Source organism: Candidatus Trichorickettsia mobilis (assembly GCF_963422225.1).
In the GTDB taxonomy this organism is placed as follows: domain Bacteria; phylum Pseudomonadota; class Alphaproteobacteria; order Rickettsiales; family Rickettsiaceae; genus Trichorickettsia; species Trichorickettsia mobilis_B.
Map to the genome: position 1 here is coordinate 12,303 of NZ_OY728607.1, position 22,167 is coordinate 34,469.

Annotated in this window: 19 protein-coding genes, 1 tRNA gene and 2 rRNA genes; 4 read left to right on the top strand and 18 right to left on the bottom strand. The window is 35.8% G+C overall.

Features of this window, described 5'->3' with window-relative positions; all coding sequences use genetic code 11:
- Positions 1-151: 151 nt before the first annotated feature.
- The 4 genes from fabG to R2I74_RS00065 form a co-directional block, all read right to left on the bottom strand.
- Positions 152-877, bottom strand: coding sequence for a 3-oxoacyl-ACP reductase FabG (gene fabG / locus R2I74_RS00050; protein WP_316352992.1), 726 nt, complete (start codon positions 875-877; stop codon positions 152-154).
- On the bottom strand, positions 870-1,904 hold the full coding sequence (gene recA / locus R2I74_RS00055) for a recombinase RecA (RefSeq protein ID WP_316352993.1): 1,035 nt from the start codon (positions 1,902-1,904) through the stop codon (positions 870-872). Before recA ends, fabG begins: the two co-directional genes overlap by 8 nt.
- Before the next feature lie 506 nt (positions 1,905-2,410).
- Positions 2,411-2,611 carry a Fe-S cluster assembly protein IscX gene (locus R2I74_RS00060; RefSeq protein ID WP_316352994.1) on the bottom strand — a complete coding sequence of 67 codons (201 nt, stop codon included), beginning with the start codon at positions 2,609-2,611 and terminating at the stop codon, positions 2,411-2,413.
- 406 nt (positions 2,612-3,017) lie between these two features.
- Positions 3,018-4,316, bottom strand: coding sequence for a bifunctional folylpolyglutamate synthase/dihydrofolate synthase (locus R2I74_RS00065; protein WP_316352996.1), 1,299 nt, complete (start codon positions 4,314-4,316; stop codon positions 3,018-3,020).
- A gap of 415 nt (positions 4,317-4,731) precedes the next feature.
- Here R2I74_RS00065 and R2I74_RS00070 point away from each other — a divergent pair.
- Positions 4,732-7,625, top strand: a 23S ribosomal RNA gene (locus R2I74_RS00070).
- Between the two features lie 157 nt (positions 7,626-7,782).
- A 5S ribosomal RNA gene (rrf, locus tag R2I74_RS00075) occupies positions 7,783-7,898 on the top strand.
- Positions 7,899-8,362: 464 nt separating this feature from the next.
- On the opposite strand, the gene R2I74_RS00080 is transcribed toward rrf, so the two are convergent.
- Positions 8,363-9,487, bottom strand: coding sequence for an IS91 family transposase (locus R2I74_RS00080; RefSeq protein ID WP_316352999.1), 1,125 nt, complete (start codon positions 9,485-9,487; stop codon positions 8,363-8,365).
- Positions 9,488-9,970: 483 nt separating this feature from the next.
- On the opposite strand from R2I74_RS00080, the gene R2I74_RS00085 reads away from it, so the two are divergent.
- On the top strand, positions 9,971-11,359 hold the full coding sequence (locus R2I74_RS00085; RefSeq protein WP_316353001.1) for a hypothetical protein: 1,389 nt from the start codon (positions 9,971-9,973) through the stop codon (positions 11,357-11,359).
- A 482-nt stretch (positions 11,360-11,841) separates the two neighbouring features.
- On the opposite strand, the gene R2I74_RS00090 is transcribed toward R2I74_RS00085, so the two are convergent.
- The 6 genes from R2I74_RS00090 to R2I74_RS00115 form a co-directional block, all read right to left on the bottom strand.
- On the bottom strand, positions 11,842-12,138 hold the full coding sequence (locus R2I74_RS00090; RefSeq protein WP_316353002.1) for a hypothetical protein: 297 nt from the start codon (positions 12,136-12,138) through the stop codon (positions 11,842-11,844).
- Positions 12,132-12,692, bottom strand: a complete 561-nt coding sequence (locus tag R2I74_RS00095; protein WP_316353004.1) for an IS630 family transposase — start codon at positions 12,690-12,692, stop codon at positions 12,132-12,134. Before R2I74_RS00095 ends, R2I74_RS00090 begins: the two co-directional genes overlap by 7 nt.
- Positions 12,686-12,877 (bottom strand): helix-turn-helix domain-containing protein, encoded by a 192-nt coding sequence (locus tag R2I74_RS00100; RefSeq protein WP_316353005.1) that lies wholly within the window; start codon positions 12,875-12,877, stop codon positions 12,686-12,688. The genes R2I74_RS00095 and R2I74_RS00100 overlap by 7 nt, the downstream gene beginning before the upstream one ends.
- The gene (locus R2I74_RS00105) at positions 12,858-13,166 is read right to left on the bottom strand and encodes a helix-turn-helix domain-containing protein (protein ID WP_316353007.1); all 309 of its coding nucleotides are present in this window, start codon (positions 13,164-13,166) and stop codon (positions 12,858-12,860) included. The genes R2I74_RS00100 and R2I74_RS00105 overlap by 20 nt, the downstream gene beginning before the upstream one ends.
- 46 nt (positions 13,167-13,212) lie before the next feature.
- Positions 13,213-14,019, bottom strand: a complete 807-nt coding sequence (locus R2I74_RS00110; protein ID WP_316353010.1) for a hypothetical protein — start codon at positions 14,017-14,019, stop codon at positions 13,213-13,215.
- Positions 14,020-14,263: 244 nt separating this feature from the next.
- On the bottom strand, positions 14,264-14,839 hold the full coding sequence (locus tag R2I74_RS00115) for a cysteine hydrolase family protein (RefSeq protein WP_316353012.1): 576 nt from the start codon (positions 14,837-14,839) through the stop codon (positions 14,264-14,266).
- A gap of 226 nt (positions 14,840-15,065) precedes the next feature.
- On the opposite strand from R2I74_RS00115, the gene R2I74_RS08140 reads away from it, so the two are divergent.
- On the top strand, positions 15,066-15,404 hold the full coding sequence (locus R2I74_RS08140; RefSeq protein WP_394355808.1) for a DUF805 domain-containing protein: 339 nt from the start codon (positions 15,066-15,068) through the stop codon (positions 15,402-15,404).
- Between the two features lie 88 nt (positions 15,405-15,492).
- On the opposite strand, the gene R2I74_RS00120 is transcribed toward R2I74_RS08140, so the two are convergent.
- The 7 genes from R2I74_RS00120 to murJ form a co-directional block, all read right to left on the bottom strand.
- Positions 15,493-16,701, bottom strand: a complete 1,209-nt coding sequence (locus R2I74_RS00120; RefSeq protein WP_316353014.1) for a hypothetical protein — start codon at positions 16,699-16,701, stop codon at positions 15,493-15,495.
- A 279-nt stretch (positions 16,702-16,980) separates the two neighbouring features.
- Entirely contained in the window at positions 16,981-18,597 is a 1,617-nt protein-coding gene (locus tag R2I74_RS00125) for a CTP synthase (RefSeq protein ID WP_316353015.1), read from the bottom strand.
- A 41-nt stretch (positions 18,598-18,638) separates the two neighbouring features.
- A tRNA-Thr gene (locus R2I74_RS00130) sits at positions 18,639-18,713 on the bottom strand.
- Positions 18,714-19,035: 322 nt separating this feature from the next.
- On the bottom strand, positions 19,036-19,365 hold the full coding sequence (gene rpsP, locus R2I74_RS00135) for a 30S ribosomal protein S16 (protein ID WP_316353017.1): 330 nt from the start codon (positions 19,363-19,365) through the stop codon (positions 19,036-19,038).
- A gap of 13 nt (positions 19,366-19,378) precedes the next feature.
- Positions 19,379-19,549 carry a 50S ribosomal protein L33 gene (gene rpmG, locus R2I74_RS00140; protein ID WP_316353018.1) on the bottom strand — a complete coding sequence of 57 codons (171 nt, stop codon included), beginning with the start codon at positions 19,547-19,549 and terminating at the stop codon, positions 19,379-19,381.
- A gap of 123 nt (positions 19,550-19,672) precedes the next feature.
- Positions 19,673-20,383 (bottom strand): TraX family protein, encoded by a 711-nt coding sequence (locus R2I74_RS00145; RefSeq protein ID WP_316355222.1) that lies wholly within the window; start codon positions 20,381-20,383, stop codon positions 19,673-19,675.
- Positions 20,365-21,933, bottom strand: coding sequence for a murein biosynthesis integral membrane protein MurJ (gene murJ, locus R2I74_RS00150; RefSeq protein WP_316353019.1), 1,569 nt, complete (start codon positions 21,931-21,933; stop codon positions 20,365-20,367). The genes R2I74_RS00145 and murJ overlap by 19 nt, the downstream gene beginning before the upstream one ends.
- Positions 21,934-22,167: the final 234 nt, after the last annotated feature.

Genomic DNA, 22,167 nt, shown 5'->3' on the forward strand with positions numbered 1-22,167 from the left:
AATAGGCGCTAATTCATAAATCGGCCTAGAATATCATCTTTTAATTCAACAAAAATATTATCTCAAAAATTCTTTACCTAGGAGCACAATAATTCAGAACTTTTAGCATAAAAAAACGTTTTGTGCTAGAGAAAATAAATAATTTAAATAATTATACCATTATCATCCCTCCATTTACGTGAATGGTTTGTCCAGTAATGTACCTTGATTCCTTGCTAGCAAGAAAAGCAACAGCATTGGCTACATCATTAGCTGTACCTAATGTTTTTAAAGGTATTTTTTGCATAATAGCATCTTTTTGTTGGTCATTTAGTTTGTCGGTCATGTTCGATTTTATAAATCCTGGTGCCACAGCATTTACTGTGATTCCACGAGTAGCCACTTCAAGCGCTAGAGCTTTAGTCATGCCAATTAAACCGGCTTTTGAAGCACAGTAATTTACCTGACCAGGATTACCAGTAACTGCTACAACAGATGCAATATTAATGATGCGTCCATAACGAGCTTTGAGCATTTTTTTAATTGCTTCTCTATTTAAAATAAAACTTGCTTTTAAATTAAGGTCAATAACGGCATCGAACATTTCATTAGTCATTTTAATTGCTAATGTATCCTGAGTAATACCAGCGTTACATACTAATATATCCAGTTGTTCTATGTCATGTAGTAAATTGTTACATTCGTCGGCATTTGCTAGATTACAAGTTTTTATAGTATAGCGATCTTTTAAGCTATCACCAAGTGCGATCAGTTTTGGCATATTGCTGCCACTGATAATTACATGCCCCCCTAGTTGATGTATCGTCGTCGCAATAGCTCCACCTATACTACCACTAGCTCCGGTAATCAAGGCTACCTGACCGGTTAAATCAATCATAATCTGTGCTCTCCATATCCAGATTAGTAGTTATGCTGATATCGGTGAGGTTGGTAGATTTTTGACGAATCTTTTGTTCAATCTCATTAAATATCGTTGGATGTTCCTTAAAGTACTGTTTGACATTTTCGCGTCCTTGACCGATTCTGATATTATTATAAGAAAACCAAGCACCAGACTTTTCAATTAATTCCATTTTCACTCCAATATCAATGATTTCTCCTTCTTTTGAGATACCAGACCCATACATAATATCAAAATCAACTGACTTAAATGGCGGAGCTACTTTGTTTTTTACAACTTTAACCCGTGTTTGGCTGCCTACTACTTCCTCTTTATCTTTAATAGATCCAGTTCTACGAATGTCTAGTCGAACTGATGCGTAAAATTTGAGAGCATTGCCGCCAGTGGTAGTTTCAGGACTACCGAACATCACCCCTATCTTCATTCTGATTTGATTGATGAAGATGATAATGCAATTAGTCTTTGATATTGAAGCGGTGAGTTTACGTAGAGCCTGACTCATAAGCCTTGCTTGCAGTCCCATATGTGAATCACCCATTTCACCTTCAATCTCTGCTTTTGGTACTAGAGCAGCAACGCTATCTATTACCAGCATATCGATTGCTCCTGATCGCACTAAAGTATCAGCTATTTCTAAAGCTTGCTCTCCGGTATCAGGCTGAGAAATAATAAGTTCGTCAATATTAACTCCAAGTTTTTTTGCATAAGCTGGGTCTAGCGCATGTTCTGCATCAATAAAAGCGCAGATTCCACCTTTTTTTTGTGCTTCTGCAATGGCATGTAATGTTAGAGTAGTTTTTCCTGAGCTTTCTGGGCCGAATATTTCGATAATTCTACCTTTTGGTAATCCACCAATACCAAGCGCAAGATCAAGACCAAGAGAACCGGTGGACACAGCTTCAATATCTACGGCTGGTCGTTGCCCTAGCTTCATTACTGAGCCTTTCCCATAGTTTTTTTCTATTTGTCCAAGTGCTATCGCTAAGGCTTTGTCTTTATCCATTATTTATTAATCTCCAAATTTGGATATGTGATCGCCATCACAGGAAAGTTAACTGCGCTTGAATGCAAATGGTCTTCTTTCTATATATTAATAATATTCATGCTTATAGCTACTTTGAATACAACTAAGATATTGATTTTTAGTAATTTAGGCATCAAGTGCCACGGAAATTTAATAGGCTTTAAAATCTACTAAAAATAAGCTCTATAAAATTTCTGTGTACAAGAACCTAGAACCAGATGAATAAGCAGTCTAATTTTGCACAATGTTCAACCTATGGTTAGAACGTTGTTTGCTAAATCAGTTTTTGCAATATACTGGAGTTAAAAATAAAATCCAGTAAAATTATTAATTTTTGCATCTTTTAGTATAGATTTGGCATTTTCTTGAGGATTATACTTAACTGATGCACATGTGCAGCTTTGAGTTTGCAGCTATAAAAGTATTGAGCTCCACAAATTTCAGGCACGACAATACCAATTTATAGAAAAAATGAATATCTTAATTCAAGAGCGTTCTCTCAGTACTAACCAGGTTTCTTTAATTTCCTGTAAAATTTCTTTAGATAATTGTATTTCTTCATCTTCTAATTCACTAAGTGATCTGATCATTTCTTCAAGATAAGTTAACTTAATGAGAGATATATCTTCTTCTGGATAATTGTCTTCTAGAAATTCAGCAATTTCTTCAATGTTATTTACAAGCATCTTCTACAACCTAATTCTTAATTAATTTAAGAGCACTAGTATTATTATTATTTATTGCTGTCTACCACAAAAAATTTTATTAGTGTACATGTAAGCTTTTGAAATTGCCAATGAAGTGAGATTATTATGCAACTAAATATTAAAAATAAGGCAAAATTTTTGTGATGAGGCTCAATGTTACCTTCGACTCAAAGTGCACTAAGCTAACGCGAGTTGCCAATTAAAACTGCTAGCAACTCCAGTTTCTACGTCATTACGAGGGAGCGCAGCTGCCGTGGCAATCCAGAAAATAATGATATCTAAGTAAAACTGGATTGCCACGGCAGCTGCGCTCCCTCGTAATGACGACTGGAACTGGCCTCTGTAGTGTTTAAAAAGTATTTTAATGGCAACTCGCGTTAATCTATCATGAAGATAGACCTTGAATTAATTTTAAGAAATCGGCAGCTAAAAACAAAGAGCCGCAGATTACAATGTTTATTGTAGTGTTTTGTGTTTGTTTAGCAATTTGATTTATGGCTTCAATTAATCCCTCTGCCGGAGAAAATACCATTCCTATACAGGATGCTTGTTCTGCAAGCATGTTTGCACCATAACTTGATGGCTCAGAGAGTACTTTAACTGTGTAACCTTTGATGATGATTCCATAAAAATGCGAACAAAAATCTTTAATATTTCGGTTTTTAGTCATACCTAATATTAAGTATGTAGGTGCAGTTAAATTATAGCGTATCCAGTGTGCTAGTGCTTGAGCCCCATTGCTGTTGTGAGCCCCATCTAGCCAAATTTGAGCGCGATTACTAATTAAATGAGCATATTTCGCTTGATCAATTTTTTGAATTCTGGCAGGCCATACGGCATTTTGTAACCCAGTATCAATTTGTTGTTTGGTTATATGAAATTGTTGGTTAATCAAGCTAATCGCTGCAATTACAGCAGCAGCGTTGATTAATTGATGATCACCAAGCAATGATGGGGCAGAGAAGTGCTGTCTGATATTAGCTGTGGAGTACTGAAAACTATGTTTATTGTTTTTGAAGATAATAAAATCATATTCATAGCAAAACGCAGGAGAGCCAGCATTGTTACATTTATTTAGTAATACCTCATATACTTCTTCGAGCTGGCAACTAATAACACATGGTACGTTAGGTTTAATTATTCCCGCTTTTTCTGCAGCAATAACCTGTAAGCTATTGCCTAAATATTCAGTATGGTCATAGGAAATGGGTGTAATTAAGGTAAGTAGTGGTTGAGTAATAACATTAGTTGCATCTAATCTACCACCTAAGCCGGTTTCTAACAGCAGGATGTCAGCTTTGACTTCTGAAAACGCTAAAAAGCTAGCAGCTGTAACTGCTTCAAAAAATCTTGGTTGCATATTTAAGGTCTCGCTGGCCTTTCGTGTTCTTTCACAGATCTCAAATAGATAATGATCGGTGATTTGTTCTCCAGCCAAGATAATCCTTTCGTTGAATTCAATTAAGTGCGGAGAAGTGTAAGCATGTACTTTATAATTTGCTGCTTCAAAAATACTCTTTAGTATTGCTACTGTTGAACCCTTACCATTAGTGCCTGCTATATGAATCACTGGTGGTGTGGATTGATGTGGCGATTCTAGAATTTTTAATAATTGTAGAATATTTTCAAGATCATATTTCGGATTTTGTTGCCAAGGTAATGTTGGCCAATGCGGCATTCTCATAGTATCTAGAATATAGTTTGTTGGGGTCAGCTAAAACAACTATATAGAAATTTATTCGAAATTATAATGAAAACTTGTGTGAATAGTGTTGACATCAATTGTATTTGTAGATATAAAACCATCACGCAAGGAACAAACCTTGTAGCTGTTTAACAAGTTGATAAATAAAGCTGAAATTATTACACCGCGAATATTAAAAATTTAATATCGTGAGTAGATACTGTTTGCAAAGTAATATTGAGTAGACAAAGGTCAAAATCAAGAAGTGCTAGAAGTTTACAGAGTCAAGGAGTGCAGCGTATGATTTATACGTGAGGCACTGCAAGATCCGAATAAACGACGAAGCAGTTTGTAGATTTTCACCGAGTGTACATTAATTCTGCATACATCGTGTAATCTCAAGTTAATTAATTTAAAGTAAATAATATAAGAGCATTTGGTGGATGCCTTGGCGCTAGAAGGCGATGAAGGACGTAATACGCTGCGATAAGCTTCGGGGAGCTGCGAATAAGCTTTGATCCGAAGATTTCCGAATGGGGAAACCTACCTGTTTACAGGTATCATATAGTGAATAAATAGCTATGTGAAGCAAACCCAGCGAACTGAAATATCTAAGTAGCTGGAGGAAAGGACATCAACAGAGACTCCGTTAGTAGTGACGAGCGAACGCGGACCAGGCCAGTGGTTTTAGAGTGATAATTAGAATAACATGGAAATGTTAGCCATAGAAGGTGATAGCCCTGTATAAGTAAAGAATCTAAAATCCTTGAGTAAGGCGAGACACGTGAAATCTTGTTTGAACATAGGGGGACCACCCTCTAAGCCTAAGTACTCTCTAGCGACCGATAGTGGACAAGTACCGTGAGGGAAAGGTGAAAAGAACCCCGACAAGGGGAGTGAAATAGACCTGAAACCGAATGCTTACAAGCAGTCGGAGCAGATTTTAGATCTCTTATCTTTCTAGATATGAGAGAGAAATTTTTAGAAAAAATTAAATGAGAAACTGTAGCGTACTTAGGTGTGCGAGGATTTTTCGTTTAATTTTGACGCAAAATTACCTCTTATATGAAGTAAGATAAGGGATCTATCCTGTGACGGCGTACCTTTTGTATAATGGGTCAGCGACTTAGTTTATCGAGCAAGCTTAAGCCGTTAGGTGTAGGCATAGCGAAAGCAAGTCTGAATAGGGCAAATAAGTTCGATGAATTAGACCCGAAACCGAGTGATCTAGCCATGGCCAGGCTGAAGGCGGAGTAACATCCGCTGAAAGGCCGAACCCACTACTGTTGAAAAAGTAGGGGATGAGCTGTGGCTAGGGGTGAAAGGCCAATCAAACTCGGATATAGCTGGTTCTCCGCGAAATCTATTTAGGTAGAGCGTTATAGCGATTACCATCGAAGGTAGAGCACTGAATAAGCTAGGGGGGCCTACAGCCTTACCAAACTTAATCAAACTCCGAATGTCGATGAGTACAGCATAGCAGACAGACTATGGGTGCTAAGGTCCATAGTCGAGAGGGAAATAGCCCAGACCGCCATCTAAGGTCCCTAAATCATAGCTAAGTGTGAAAGGTTGTGAGAAAACCAAAACAACTAGGATGTTGGCTTAGAAGCAGCCATCATTTAAAGAAAGCGTAATAGCTCACTAGTCTAAATAAGTTTTCTTGCGCCGACAATGTATCGGGGCTAAAGCTATGTACCGAAGATGCGGATTCGTACACTAAAGTGTATGAGTGGTAGCGGAGCGTTCCGTAAGCCGTTGAAGGTGAACTGTGAGGTTTGCTGGAGGTATCGGAAGTGAGAATGCTGACATAAGTAGCGATAAAGAATGTGAGAAACATTCTCGCCGAAAGTCCAAGGGTTCCTGCGTAAAGTTAATCTGCGCAGGGTTAGTCGGCCCCTAAGGTGAGGCTGAAAGGCGTAATCGATGGGAATCAGGTTAATATTCCTGAACCTGGGGAGCGTGACGGAAACAGAAAGTTGTATATGCTTAACGGATTGTGTATGCAGTGAATGTTTTCCAGGAAATAACACCCCAATAAGACCGTACCCGAAACCGACACAGGTGGACAGGTAGAGTATACCAAGGCGCTTGAGAGAACGATGCTGAAGGAACTAGGCAAATTACATCTGTAACTTCGGGAGAAAGATGACCTGTAAATGGGTAACCATTTATAGGTGGCACAAACTAGGGGGTAGCGACTGTTTACTAAAAACACAGGGCTCTGCAAAGTCAATAGACGAAGTATAGGGTCTGACGCCTGCCCAGTGCTGGAAGATTAAAAGGAGGTGTGCAAGCTCTGAATTGAAGTCCCAGTGAACGGCGGCCGTAACTATGACGGTCCTAAGGTAGCGAAATTCCTTGTCGGGTAAGTTCCGACCCGCACGAATGGCGTAACGACTTCCCCACTGTCTCCAGTATCGACTCAGCGAAATTGAATTCTCCGTGAAGATGCGGAGTTCCCGCGGTTAGACGGAAAGACCCCGTGAACCTTTACTATAGCTTTGCACTGGTATTAGAAATTAAATGTGCAGGATAGGTGGGAGACTATGAAGCAGTAGCGCTAGTTATTGTGGAGTCATCCTTGAGATACCACCCTTTTGATTTTTGATCTCTAACCGTACTCCTTGAATCAGGAGTCGGGACAATGCATGGTGGGTAGTTTGACTGGGGCGGTCGCCTCCCAAAAAGTAACGGAGGCGCGCGATGGTTAGCTCAGGTTGGTCGGAAATCAACCTTTAGAGTGCAATGGCATAAGCTAGCCTGACTGCGAGTCTGACAAGACGAGCAGAGACGAAAGTCGGTCATAGTGATCCGGTGGTTCCGAGTGGAAGGGCCATCGCTCAACGAATAAAAGGTACTCCGGGGATAACAGGCTGATGATTTCCAAGAGTCCATATCGACGAAATCGTTTGGCACCTCGATGTCGGCTCATCACATCCTGGGGCTGGAGAAGGTCCCAAGGGTTCGGCTGTTCGCCGATTAAAGTGGTACGTGAGCTGGGTTTAGAACGTCGTGAGACAGTTCGGTCCCTATCTGCCGTGGGTGTAAGAAGTTTGAGAGGATCTGCCTTTAGTACGAGAGGACCGAGGTGGACGTATCTCTGGTGGACCAGTTGTCGCGCCAGCGGCATAGCTGGGTAGCTAAATACGGAAGGGATAACCGCTGAATGCATCTAAGCGGGAAACCCACCTCAAAACTAGACTTCTCTATTAGAGCCGTGGAAGACCACCACGTTGATAGGCCAGGTGTGGAAGTGTGGTAACACATGTAGCTAACTGGTACTAATAGCTCGATTGATTTACTTTGCTGAGATTACACATGTATGTAGTGTTAATTTTGTAAATGCAGGTCATATAGATTTTAGCTTTATTTATTTAATTTGTTATTTTATAGTATAATATAGCCAAGAGCGCTTTAGAGTAGTATGGCTATATTTTTACTTAATATAAGTTTTCATTGCTGGCTTGGTGGTTATAGCGTGAGTGAAACACTCGATCCCATACCGAACTCGAAAGTGAAACCTCACAGCGCTGATGGTACTATGTTGTTCAAACATGGGAGAGTAAGTCGCTGCCAAGCTTGCAATGCAAATTTTTAGTTTAAGTTTATAAATTTCTGTATATTAATCTGTTATAGGCTGGCAAAATACAATGCAGCTTTTTTAAGATTTGTCTATATCTGTTGAGTACATTTCAATAATTCTTAACCAATCCTCAAGCTTGTCGGTAAATTTTGGTAGTATTTTGCAGCTGTTATTCAGCTTTCATGATAGTATCATTGATAATTTCGCCTGAATTAGGTCTCTTTTTTAAATTCACCTGTATATTTTATAGTATAGGAATTTCAAAAATTTTACCAAAAATATTTTTTTGAAAATTTTAAAATTTTCTTTAAAAATTTGGTTGTTAAATTGTGATATTAGAAATTATTGACACTTGTATAAAAATCTTCTCTTAAAATCTATCTCAAAATAGGCCAATTTTTTAAAATTATATTAACGTGGCGTGAAGCAACGGTTCACCATATGAATATCACCGAGGCGTTCACAATAATTCATTGATCTTCACTAATAACAAGGGTGGAGATAAACCGTAATAAACCTGTCTCAGGCTCATAAATTGATTACAGTTTGGACAAGATAACGGATCTTTTTTAAAGTTTAACCAAATCATTAATCTCCAGTTCAATGACTTGATTTTCTTAGGTATAATTTGGTTTATCGCCTTATATACAATAGGTAGTTGTATTCCTCTAGTTCTGTTAGATAAAAAGCCGTAGTACCTTATTATTCGAAAATAACGATCGGGTATGTGCATAATCAGGCTAGATATAAACTGCAGTACAGGCATTGTGACGTGATCAATCGTGTTATTGTAGTGGTCAAGAAATCTAAACGTTACTTGCAGTCCATCATATTCCTCTATTCTTGCCTCAGAAATAGGAGGTCGTTTTATATATCGCCCTAAATAGTTTATGTTGCGTTTATGATCGTCTGATGGTTTTTGCAAATAAACATACCAACTGATTTCATATAGGCCGATCATCCAGTTGTTAAAATCGCCATCATTTTGATATTTCGACGGTAATTTCAAATTACTTGAGGCGTATTCTGAGCGAAATAACTCAAGAATTCTATGTCTCCACATTTTTTTAATAGGCTCGGCAGGGAAAAATAATTTACGCCAATTACCCTTGCTATCTATACCGCCGCAAGTAACCGATAAATGGATATGAACATTACGTTTTAAATCTCTACCGAAGGTGTGCAGGGCAGTAAATATAGCGACTACAATCTTTTTCTTTGTTGCTATTTCCTTAATAATTCCGGCGGCAACAGCAGAAATTAATCCAAACAGATTGCGATTAAGCCAAAATATTGGCCATAATGAGTCGGGCATTGTAAATGTAATGTGCTGCCAACGTGTCTTTGGTAGAACATTGGTAGCTTTACTTATCCATTGATCTGTTTGCTTCTTACCGCAACGAGAACAAAATCTACCTTTACAACTAAATACTACTGATTTACCGTGATCACATGTAGGGCAGCTATAACTCTTAAATCCTAAATATTTCGTTCCGCACAATATAACTTTAGTAACGTTAAAGATAATACCATACCTCAGCTCGCTATATTTTTCAGTGAAATCGACGCCAATTACCCCGATCAAGAAAAATATGTTTTATAGAGATTCCTTTACCGATTATTTCCATCTTTTACTCTGATTATTTGTAATGACTTGCATATTACCTTTGATAACAGAAGTTGGCAAGAGATGTAAAAAGCTAAGCTGCCACCGATAGGTGGCTTATCTTGTTCCTTTCGGTATCTTCAATCACTATTCTTCTTTGATAACAATTTAAGTAGCAAAAAATTAGTACAAGGTAAAATAGTGTCAAATATATTATTTAGCTTTAGTGTTTTTTTGTGAAGAAAAATCCGGCAGATTTTACTAGCTCACTGCTTAATGCTCGGAACTCGGAATAACAATTTTATAGATATTAATACAGTGTAAGGCAACTCATTTTGTAGTATATTCTAAAAAACAGGATATTCAATTGATAATTGACTGTATTGGATTTGATAATTATATTAATATTCATAATGAAGATAATTAAAATAAAACTAATTTAATAAACCTATAAATACAAATATGGACAAAGATAATACAGATAACAAAGATAATGAGCAAAGTGAGAATATTAAAAAAGCTACCAATGAAAAAAATATTACTACAAAAGAATTTAAAAAACCTAACATAAATTTTGATCAACCTAAAAGACGATTCTCCTTTTCCCAAGAAAATTCACCTTTAGCACCAGAAAAGCAAGAAACAAAAGAGTCGGTGGTAGAAAAACCGAAATCAGGCTGGCAGCGATTTATGGATGGGGTATCAAATCTTGTTAATAAAGTTAAGGAATCAAAAGTAGGGCAGTGGGTTTCAAAAGCTGTGAACACGGTAATAAATTCAAAAGTTTTTAAAGTAGTTACTAGTAATATAGTTGGTAGAGTTGTTGCTATTGGTATAGGAGTTACTTTTGCAGTATTAGCAGCTCCGCTGGCAGTGGTGGGGCTTGTTGCAGCTGGAGTGGGAGTAGGAATAGGAGTAGTTAAAGATACTATTCAAACTAGAACTACTCGTAAACTAAATAATGAACATCGATTACTTATTCAAAATAGGAATAATATTGCTGTTCAAGAGCAAATATTCAAAATAGATCCAAAATTGAGAGTTATTTTAGAAAGTGAATTATATACTCCAACAAAAAGTGGTAAAAGATCAGAAACTGAGAGATATGTAGAGGGTAAAGAAGGTGCTTCAGGGTTGAAAAGTGCAGCCAAGTACGGTGTAGAAACGGTTGTACCGTTAGTAGCAGAAACTGTAACCAATGCACTAACTAATCCGGTAATGCTTGCCAAAACTGGTGCGATGACTGCGATTTCTGGGGGACTTGGAGTTACTGGCCAGAATGCAATAGATCAAAAGCGTTTTGAATTGAAACAAGGAATAGATACCGAACGAGGAAAACCAGATACACCTGGATATAACAATATTACTGAGTTAAGAAAAGCAAAACGTGAACAACAGAAGCAAACTATGGCGCTTAAACAACTTGTTGGTGATAAAGGCTATTTTAAAATGTCTGATCAGCAAAAATTAGATAAATTTAAGGAGGCAAAAGATCAAATAGAACAAAAAGTAAAAAAGGTGCAAGAGGCTAAGCCTGGTTTTATAGCTCGTACTGCCAGTATATTTCGAGATGTTGTAAGAGCTCATAATCCATTGGATAAATATAATCCAGGTGAAATTGCAAATCTACAAGTTACCCAAAAAACTCCACTGGCTAAAGCTATGGAGAATGCTCAAAAACTAGACATGCCGACAAACACAGTAAATAAAGAAAAATTAAAAACACAAGCAGTAACTATAGGAGAACAAATTAATAATCATCAAAAATCTACCACACAAAGAATAAGAAGGTATAGTGTTGGTGCTAAATTTAATGGTAAAGAAGTGAAAGGAGGAGGGGTTAACCACTAGGTTTTACGTCTTGCTTGAGCAGGTTAATAGGATCCCGGCGTCGTCATGGCAATCCAGTCTTTATTAAAGTCCCTTCTCGAGCTGCAACTGAATCGCCACGGAGCCTAACGGCTCCTCTATGTCTTGTATGTGGTTAAGCTTAAAAATCGTAAGCGTTCACGGGTTTTTAATATTGAACGCAAGTCAGGGGCTTACAAAGCTACAACCCCCGTCTGAGCTGAGAAGTGAAACGACGAAGCAATCCAGAAAATAGCTAAAAAACATTGATTTCAATTGGATTGCTTCGTCGTTTCACTTCTCGCAATGACGATTTTTTAATCCGTGAACGCTCACTAAAAATCGTGAACGCCCACAACGATTGAAGCTATAGATCAAGAATTTGCGTTGAATGAACAGTCTCAGAATTCCTAAAATTATAACATTTTTAAACAACTTGAAAATATATATTGATTAGCACTTTTGGCTATGGACAGAAACATTTACTATTTATCCAATAAAGTTTGTTTACTCCATTTTATAGTTTTATGAGTAATATAAAAAATGCTTACACCTATCACTCCACCTAATAATACGTTTAAAATACGTTCTCCAGCAGATATTACATTTTCGTTCATTAAAGTGATTACGAGTGCTATACAGCAACATCGTGTTCCAAATCCTAAAATATATTTGCGAAAAGCCACTAACGTCAATAATGTACATAGGCTTCCAAGATTTATGTATAACGTCGTATGAGGTAGTAAGGTACCAAGTATAATACCAATTGCAATAATTAACACGGTGTATTTATCCAGTCTCTATACATAATTGATTTTACTAAATCTACATTCTGAGCAAGTTGATTCCAAGCGTAACAAGCCATAGTGACAATATCTTCATATGCACCGTAACATTGGTTAGACAAGAAATGATTTTTGATCCACTCCCAAACTTGTTCCATTGCATTAAGTTCTGGTGCATAAGGCGGAAGCGGTATCAAAGTGATATTGCTTGGAACAGTTAGTTTTTTGGCTGTGTGCCAACCTGCATTATCCATTAGTAAAGCTATATGTCGGTTGCTTTGAGTAGTGAGAGAAAGGTCTTCTAAGAATTTATTCATTGCCCGTGTGTTGGCATATGGTAAAATTAATGCAAAAGATTCTCCCGTATCATGGCAAGCAGCTCCGTAAATGTATGTTGAAATGAATTGCTGTTGCCGAACTTTACGGGGTCTAGTGCCGCGTTTAGCCCATATACGAGTTAAGCTACCTTGTTGCCCAACTCGAGTTTCATCCTGAGACCATATATCAACGTTACATCTATCGATATTTTTTGGTAATAATTCTGTTAACATGTCTGGGAAGTTTTTTTATATGTATTTTGAGTCTCTTGATTTGACTTTGGATGCATTGAACGAGAAGTAATCCAGCTAAAACCAAGGCGATGCATAGTATTGTAGACTGTTTTTAAAGCGCATTTAGCGCCATATTCCTCAAGCAACATGTTATGTAGCTTGCGGTTATATACCGCCAGTTTCACTTTCACTGAGCATATTGATTTTATCAAAAAGAGCAGATTTTTGTAGAGTGTTAATCTTCCTAGGAGCGCCGCTTCTTTGTGATTCAAATAAACCTTCAAAACCATGATTTCTAAATCTTCTGAGCCATGATTGCACGGTTTTCCAGTGCAACTTCACTATTGCAGATATGGCTTTAAAAGATTTGCCTAATTGAAGGTGATACATCGCCAATAAACGTATGCGATTCCGACCATGCGGCTCATGTTTCATCATTTTTATAAAATCATGATCATGAAAACCTAGCGGCAATATTAACTTAGCTATTTGAGTACCTTTTATCCGTTAAAAATCCATTTTAGGCCACCGCGTTAATTATTGCAATTGGTATAATTCCTATGGGAACTCCTAGTACTACTCCTATTGAACGATCTCTTAATTTTTTTGATGCTGTAGCTACCTCTCCGGTTATCACACTAGCGGAAGACCAAATAAGCCACTGTCCTTTTGCTACTCCTTCTGTCTCTACTAGCAAAGCGCTTAAGCTTACTGCTAAAGTAATAGCAATTAATGGCTCAATAGAACTAATTCCTTTACCATAATCCATTGATTTATTCTGTAGTTGGAGCATGTACCATATTAAAGATTTTTCTTTCTTATTATAACTATAATAATGATTATATATGCTGATAAATAATACTGGCAATATTGCATAGATCATATAGGGAACAAAACTAAGAGCAGTTTGAAGACGTTCTTCAACAAGCTCTTGATTAAGCTCGCAGGCAAGATATAATACAGGGATAAAAGTAAAATTACCAAAAGTACGTAAATTACTATTCCAGTTAGTAAGGTGTATAGTAAAGGCTGCCATACTGGCGCATAACAATACAAAAAGCCATGGAATAGGTAAGGCAAGAAATGTAAGTAGAAAACCTATAATTATCAGTGTTCCGTGCAGCATCACCCATAACGGAGCTGACTGCAAACGATGATGGACAATTAATGTAGCTATTGAAACTATAGTCACTTTTTGCCAATAGGTATCATTTAGCCATAGAGATATGGTATACAGAGGAGTAACAATAATTACTGCAATTGTTAGTATAGTAGTATCCAAACTGTTATTACACCAAAGCCAAAATCTTTTGATTACATCATTCATCACGTTTTCATTTATGTGAAGCTGTTGCTAGCAGTAGGAAAACATAAGTTTTTATCCTGCAAACGTAATTTTTATCATCATTTAAACAAAACTTAATCATCGAATATATTTATGCTTGGGAGTGTTCGCTGAACTGTGTCATTAAAAATCATCTTAACGTTTTGTTTACATCTACCCTTTAAGGCTTCCACTTCTTACTTTTTGTTTGAACGTTGCTTCCAATTGTTTGGTTATAAAACTCAAATTAAAGGTTGGTCATGTCCGGTATATGAATAATTTTAGCTATAATGGATAACATTTCCATAGATGTTTGATGCATTTTTTCATTGATAGCGGCGCATGCATCTTCCAATACATATACTTCATAATCCCGATCATGAGCATCACGTACTGTAGATTGTACTGCCCAGACGCTACTTACCCCAGCCATGACGAGTCGATTGATTTTATTGGCTCTTAATGCTGCTTCAAGCATAGTACCGTAAAAGGCACTTACTCGTGGTTTAATAATTACTAAATCTGTAGGTTGTACATCTAGTGCAGAATGAAAATTTGTACCTTTTCCCTCTAATGCTAAAGCATTAGAAATATGTACCTTACTAAACATTGGAGAATTTTTAGGCTGCTCATAATAATGTAAAGAGAAGCCTACTTTTACCAATATAGTCAACCATCCTTTTTTACGAGCTATATGTAATGCCTTATTAGCGTTATCAATACAATTGCGCTCGGCAGCATGAGCTGCAGAACTGGCAATCTTTCCGCCTTCTTCCGTAATATCAACAATATAGTCTAATCCAATAAAAGCTGTGTTTATCATATTTCTTCGAAAGCTACCCTCTGAGAGAAGTCTAATATTAAATTACAAATACTGCAACCACAATAGCAATTTTTTTGTGACGCTCATTTGTAATATTTATAGAGATTATTTTGATTTTTAGATATATTAAAATAAGTAAAACAGACTCCTAATTTATTATTAAGTAACAAAGTTGTTCATATATTTATGTTTGATATAACAAGATAATGGTGTTAATAAAATGAATATGAAGCAGGCGGTATTTCTTGCATATAGCAGAATCTTTGATTATTCCTCTAGAGCGTCGAGGGCGGAGTATTGGTGGTTTGCCTTATTTTTTGGAATCATATACGGCTCATATAGTTATTTTAGGTTGCAAGAGAATGGTATCCTCGTATATCTTCTTTTATTTTTTTTTGTTACCCCTAATCTTTCCTTAAGTGTTAGAAGACTCCATGATATTAATAAAAGCGGATGGTGGGTTCTGATAGGTTTTATCCCTATTGTAGGTTTTATGTATTGGCATATTAAACCTGGGGACGTATCGGCGAATCGCTATGGTGCCACTACTAGGCTTGAAAGTTGATATTCTCTGCTGGCTTTAAGGTTTATAGATATGTTTTATCACATTTTTAACTTACAACGCTCACTAGAAATTTGTCGAACCTGCTCAATTATTTATTAAGCATTGATCTAGCATGTATCTTTATTAATTCTACCCCTGGTTGGTCAAAAGGATTAACGTTTAGTAAATGTCCAAGTAAAATGATTTCCAACATGCTATGAGCCATTAGAGCTCCAACAGATTTTTCTGATAAATCATTTAATATTAATGTTCTTAGCGGCAAGTGTTTATCGCTTAATGCTTGTTTTGTTGCTTCGAAGCAAATCTTGTTAATTCGTGATAATTCTGGGATGCTGTTCTGCATTTCTGGATCTGATAGATAAAACATGGTAAATATTTTATCGCTCTTACCTTCTAAATATAGCTGTAACATGCTATGTTGATCATTAGGTCCTATGCCTCTAATTGGAGTAAAACCACCTTTGTTTTTACCTAATGATTCGGCAATAATTTGTGAGTACCATTCTAAAAATGGAGAAAAACACTGTAGATATGCCAGATTAACCATTATTGGTTTTTCTACAGCGGCTAGTATGGCTGCAGCTTGTGCTACTATACTTTCTTCTTTATTGTTCCAAAAATCTTCGATCACTTTGGCGGCTCCTTGCAAAAGCTGCTCAACATTGATTCCAGCTATAAGTCCTGGTAAAGTTGAGATGTTGGTAAATCCAGCATAGCGCCCACTAATATGACTAGCATGGTCATAAATTGTTGAATTTATTTGTTCGCCAAGACGGCGCAAACTATTATTACCTGCGCCAGTGATGAACAAAAAATTATTTTGAAAATTTATCACAGCTGATTTTTGATAATATTCCAGACATGATTTTGTAAGAGCTATAGTCTCTAAAGTTTCACCAGAATTACTAATAACAATACAAATAGTTTTACGAAGGTTTAATTGATCAAGCAGGGTCTTAAAATAAAAAGGATCGGTATTATTGATAAAATGAAACTGTGGTCGAGCTATTTTATTTTTAACCAGTCCTAGAATAGCTTGTGGATTTAACGTTGCTCCGCCCATAGCTATAATTAGAATATCATCAAAATTTTCTCTGATTTGTTTAGCAATAGTAATATAAGGGGTAATCCATTCATCGACTGCCGGTTGATGTAATACTTTATATAATGGGGTAGTATTAGTAGTATAAGAAAGTCTCTCTTTTATAATCGTACGCAATGATAATTTATTATTGTTGAATCTTGCTAAGGTATCGTCCTTAATCTCTAAACAATTTTTATAGGTATACTGGTACATAAATAGTCCATATATTTATATTATAATATTAGTTTTTTGATATGAAAGTGATAATAACTACTTCTAATTTAAATACAATAGTTACTTTTGTTTTTCTAGTTTATGGCTCAGAGGTTTATGAAACAAAACATTAAAATGATTTTTAGGATATTTTTTGATATTTCAAGTCAAATTTTATGATAAACTGGTACTAATAAAATTTGCAACAGAAAGATAAAAAAATAGGCAAAATATACAAAAATAAGCCTATTAAAATTTCCTTCATAGAGCCTACATACATCATCTTAAAGCTGCGAAAATAAAGTTTTTGAATAAGGGATGTGGTTTAAATGGCAAAGATTTAAGTTCTGGATGAAATTGTGCTGCTACAAACCATGGATGATCACGCCATTCTATAATTTCGGTTAATTGACCATCAGGGGACATACCGGAAAATATCAATCCAATTTCTTCTAGCTGGTTCCTATATTTTAGATTAACTTCATATCGATGCCGATGCCTCTCAAATATTAATGGAGCCTCGTAGGCAGCATAAGCATTGGTATTATTCTTGATCTGACATGGGTATGAACCAAGACGCATAGTTCCACCTTTATTATCAGTATTATTACGTTGTTGTGTTAGTAGTAATGGGTCAAGCCATTCTGTCATCAGTGCAATTACTGGCTCAGCAGTCTGACCAAATTCTGTACTGGAAGCATTGCTTATCCCTAAAACATTTCTACAAGCTTCGATAATTGTAAGTTGCATGCCCAGACAAATGCCTAAAGTAGGAATCTTGTTTTGCCGAGCAAACTTAATCGCGGCAATCTTACCATCTATGCCACGAGTACCAAATCCACCTGGGATAATGATACCATCAATATCGTTAAGATGGTGATGGATATCATCTAATTGTTCGGTATCAACCCATACTAGTTCTATCTTGGCTTGTGCCGTTATACCAGCATGAGTTATCGCTTCAATAAGAGATTTATATGCATCCTTTAATTTAATATATTTCCCAGCTATGGCTATACGTAAGCTATAAGTTGGATTCTCTATTCTCTCAATGATATTTTGCCAATTATCTAAATTAATTGGATGATTATCAAAATTAACCCCAAAATACTTGCATACACGTTGATCAAATCCTGCTTGATGATATTGTAAAGGTACATGATATATAGTTTGTGCATCTAGAGCTGCCAGCACATCTGCATTTTGGACGTTACAAAATTGTGCTAGTTTGGTACGTGCTTCTATTGGAATGAGGCGATCACTGCGGCAAATTAGTATATCGGCCTGGATGCCAACACTTAATAATTCTTTAACTGAATGTTGTGCGGGTTTTGTTTTAATTTCTTCTGCTGTATGGATGTATGGTAATAAAGTTAGATGAATAAATAAAGTACGATCAGAGCCTAGTTCGTTTCTTAATTGTCTAATCGCTTCCAGATAGGGTAAGCTTTCGATATCACCAACAGTTCCACCAATTTCACATAATATAAAATCAGTATTAGCGGTTTTATTTAAAATAAAACGTTTTATTTCATCGGTAATATGAGGAATGACTTGTACTGTCGCTCCAAGATAGACCCCTTTTCTTTCCTGAGCAATTACGTTACTATATATTTGTCCGGTAGTTACATAATCGGCTATTGTAGCATTGATACCAGTAAAACGCTCATAATGACCAAGATCCAGATCAGTTTCCATGCCATCTTCAGTGACGAATACTTCTCCATGTTGGTGCGGACTCATTGTCCCAGGATCGACATTTAAATAGGGATCAAGCTTTCTTAAAGTAACGCTAAATCCTCTAGCTTGCAGTAGGGCGCCAAGAGCAGCAGAAGCAATACCTTTGCCTAAAGACGATGCAACTCCGCCAGTAATGAAAATAAATTTGGTGGTCATTTTTATATAATTTGATAATCAAAGAGTAAATGCAGTAAATGTGGTGCCGGATGTCGGATTTGAACTGACGACCTACCGCTTACAAGGCGGTTGCTCTACCACTGAGCTAATCCGGCAAGAAAATAGACCTCTTCGGAAACTGTATCTAAGAAGTAATTTTGTCGTCAAAACTTGTCTCCGCTCCGAAACAAACAAGAGTACGTTGCGGTGCTCGCCTTCATTCTTCCTAAAAATTCCTCTCTTACATGCAGTTTCCGAAGAGGTCTAATATATAATTTGAGATAGTGTTTAATAAGTATGCTTATTATTATTATTCATCTTTATCTAACTTATCATCATCCAGAGAATACAGAATGTTATCATGGATACATAATATCATCCATAATCATGCCCTGACACAAGTTAGGGGTATGGTTAGGGATGATATTCGCTATATTTTTAGCTTTCTGATTTTTTAGGTTTTCTGGCTTGTTGGCCTTGTGTTCTTATAGCCATCTCTTTTTTTGCCCATTCTGGTAAATTTACACCAGCGGCAGCAATAAATTTTGCAACAATTTCTGTTGGTTTGGCACCACAGCTTAACCAATATTCAATACGATCTACTTTTAGCACAATACGATCTTTATTATCATTAGCTAAAAGCGGGTTGTATGTTCCGACTTTTTCCAGGAAATCTCCATCTCTAGGAGCAGTAGCATTTGCTACTACTATCCGATAAAAAGGACGCTTTTTTGCCCCACCTCGAGCTAGACGAATTTTTGTTGCCATAATTTAGTTAACCTTATTTGATTTTTTCTTCTTTAAATTGGACATGCTTTCTAACTTTTGGGTCGTATTTTTTAAATGATAATTTTTCAGTTTGAGTTTTTGGATTGCGTTTTTTTACTAAAAAATAACCAGTACCTGCGGTGCTTACAAGCTTTACTAAAATATTCTTATTCTTCTTTGCCACGACTGAACCTTATTTTTAGTATTAGATTATTATAGCTTTTCCAATTGACTTAATAATTCCGTTGGAAAAGCTATCAAAATTTGGCAGCGAGTATATAAGGAAGACCTACTATAGTCAAGTGTTTTAACTCAAGTTACGTAATATCCATACATACTGGATTATTACTACTTGGATAAAATAAACAAATAATATATTTCTGGTAATCACATTTATTTTTAGATTAATTGGTTGATTAAAATTACGTGCAGTTATAAGTAAATATCCACTAATTGCTATTATTATGGTGATAATAAGATCAGATTTTGTCGGCATAAATATAACAAAAGCATGAAATAATGACAAAATAATTGCGATAGCCACTGTTAAATTACGATTTCTGTCTTCATATTTTGCGATATATCCCAGAATCATTATTGCTATAACCAGAGTACCATATTCGAATAAAATGTCGGTATAAGGAAACAGGATTCCGCCAATGATCACGTGCCAACAACCGCTGGCAAATTTTTTTAATTGATGATCAAACAAAAATATATACCATTGTCCTAGATAAATACTGATTAAGATATTAGCTCCCTGAAATTTTCCAAAAATAAACCGTGCAATAATATATAATAATATTCCTAATATTAAGATTAAGTGTTTCGGGCGTTTGTGAAAATTATAACCAGCAAAAAAACAAAAAATAGGCATCGCCAATCTGCCAATAGCGCGTAATATTTGTTGTTCCGGATAGAAATATAGACCTAAATGATCAATGGTCATCGCTATAATTGCCAGTAATTTGAGAAGATCTTGATAGTTAGATTGAGTTTTCATTTTTTTGATAATAATTCTTGATAAGTTCCTATAATTATGCTGCTGATAAAAAATATTAAAGCTCCAGTAAGAATGGTGGCTGACAGCGTTAATGATTTAATTAATAATGACTCATGATAAAAATATGAGCCATAATAATAATTGATGATTAAAATCGCTAAGCTCATGCATAAAGCACTGAAAATTAATTTTAAAGTAAATATCATAATCTTTTTGGAAGTAAAAGAGACTACATGATAAATTTTTGCATGTTTATGTAATAACCAAACATTATACCAGGCAGCGATAGATGAGCCAAGTGCTATTCCTACATGATCAAAGAACAGCATTAAGATCAGGTTTAATATAGTATTTATAGTTAATGAATATATAGTTATTTTTAATGGAGTTTTAGTATCATTATTTGCATAAAAAATAGGCATAAAAATTTTTGAGAGAACAAAAGCAGGTAATCCTATCGCAAAAGCTGAAATTGCTTGTGCGGTTTTTATGGTATCACTAGCAAGAAAAGCACCACGTTCAAAGATTATATGAATAATAGGTTCAGATAGTAGAATGATTCCAAGACTTGCCGGTATCGATAGAAATAAACCTGCTTGGATGGCTTTGTTTTGAAGCTGGTAAGCTCTTTTTAGGTCATTGGTTTTATATATTTTAGATAATTCAGGAAGTAATATCGTGCCAAAAGTTATTCCGATAATCGATAGGGGAAATTGATAAATGCGATCTGCATATGAGAGAATAGAAACAGCTCCTGGAATAAAACTGGCAATTGATTGCGAGATAAATAAATTTAATTGATATACACCTGAACTTAAAGTTGCCGGAATCATATTTAATAAAAATTTCTTTACATCACTATCATGAATGTTAATAGTCAAAGGAAACGACAAGTTTGCTTTAAAGACAAAATAAAACATAAATAAGATTTGTAATATTCCTGCAATCACTACAGCAATACTAATTGCGATAGGTGATGAGATGTATTGTTGTAAAATTAAAGTACCTATTATAACGGTAATACTTAAAATAATTGGAGCAAACGCAAAAGCGGCAAATTGTTTTACAGAATTCAAGATACCACCCAATAATGCTGTTGCTGAAATGAATATTACATAAGGTATGGTAATTCGGCATAATAATATAGTTAACTCAAATTTTTCTAGATCTTTATGAAATCCTGGGGCTAGTATCAGCACTATTGATGGCATAAAAATTTCCATTAAAATTACTAACGCAATTAAAGTTAATAATAATAAAGTAAAAATTTCTCCGGAAATTTTGCGGGCTGCTTGTGATGAATGTAATAATTTTTCGTTAAAGATTGGAATAAAGACTGCGGATAATGCTCCTTCGCCAAAAATACGTCGAAACAGGTTTGGTAATTTAAATGCTACATTAATACTGTCAGCTAAATAGCTGGTACCAAACATTGAAGCAATAAATAACTCTCTTGCCAATCCAAAAATACGGGAAAGTAAGGTAAAGAATGCTACGATTATACCAGAACGAAATAACACTAGATATATTGTTTTATTAAATGTTTTAAAATAACCCTCCACCATATTGATAGTTGATTAAGCGCAGATATTAACTCAATCATCAAGTTTTTAGCAAGCAATAATTAATAACTCAATATATATTACGCAAAATATGATAGATCTTATTAACTATCATCTATTCATGATTTAGGTTGTCTTGAGTTTTATCATTAAATGATTCATGAATTTGATCTTTTTTCGAGAGTGTTCAATGAACTGTGTCAAATCGTCTGAGCTGAGCCGAAGGCGAAGCAATCC

Coding starts and splice junctions, on each gene's coding strand:
- fabG (WP_316352992.1), bottom strand. CDS start 877: ATGATTGATTTAACCGGTCAGGTAGCCTTGATTACCGGAGCTAGTGGT.
- recA (WP_316352993.1), bottom strand. CDS start 1,904: ATGGATAAAGACAAAGCCTTAGCGATAGCACTTGGACAAATAGAAAAA.
- R2I74_RS00060 (WP_316352994.1), bottom strand. CDS start 2,611: ATGCTTGTAAATAACATTGAAGAAATTGCTGAATTTCTAGAAGACAAT.
- R2I74_RS00065 (WP_316352996.1), bottom strand. CDS start 4,316: ATGAGAATGCCGCATTGGCCAACATTACCTTGGCAACAAAATCCGAAA.
- R2I74_RS00085 (WP_316353001.1), top strand. CDS start 9,971: ATGGACAAAGATAATACAGATAACAAAGATAATGAGCAAAGTGAGAAT.
- R2I74_RS00095 (WP_316353004.1), bottom strand. CDS start 12,692: ATGTTAACAGAATTATTACCAAAAAATATCGATAGATGTAACGTTGAT.
- R2I74_RS00110 (WP_316353010.1), bottom strand. CDS start 14,019: ATGAATGATGTAATCAAAAGATTTTGGCTTTGGTGTAATAACAGTTTG.
- R2I74_RS00115 (WP_316353012.1), bottom strand. CDS start 14,839: ATGATAAACACAGCTTTTATTGGATTAGACTATATTGTTGATATTACG.
- R2I74_RS08140 (WP_394355808.1), top strand. CDS start 15,066: ATGAAGCAGGCGGTATTTCTTGCATATAGCAGAATCTTTGATTATTCC.
- R2I74_RS00120 (WP_316353014.1), bottom strand. CDS start 16,701: ATGTACCAGTATACCTATAAAAATTGTTTAGAGATTAAGGACGATACC.
- R2I74_RS00125 (WP_316353015.1), bottom strand. CDS start 18,597: ATGACCACCAAATTTATTTTCATTACTGGCGGAGTTGCATCGTCTTTA.
- rpsP (WP_316353017.1), bottom strand. CDS start 19,365: ATGGCAACAAAAATTCGTCTAGCTCGAGGTGGGGCAAAAAAGCGTCCT.
- murJ (WP_316353019.1), bottom strand. CDS start 21,933: ATGGTGGAGGGTTATTTTAAAACATTTAATAAAACAATATATCTAGTG.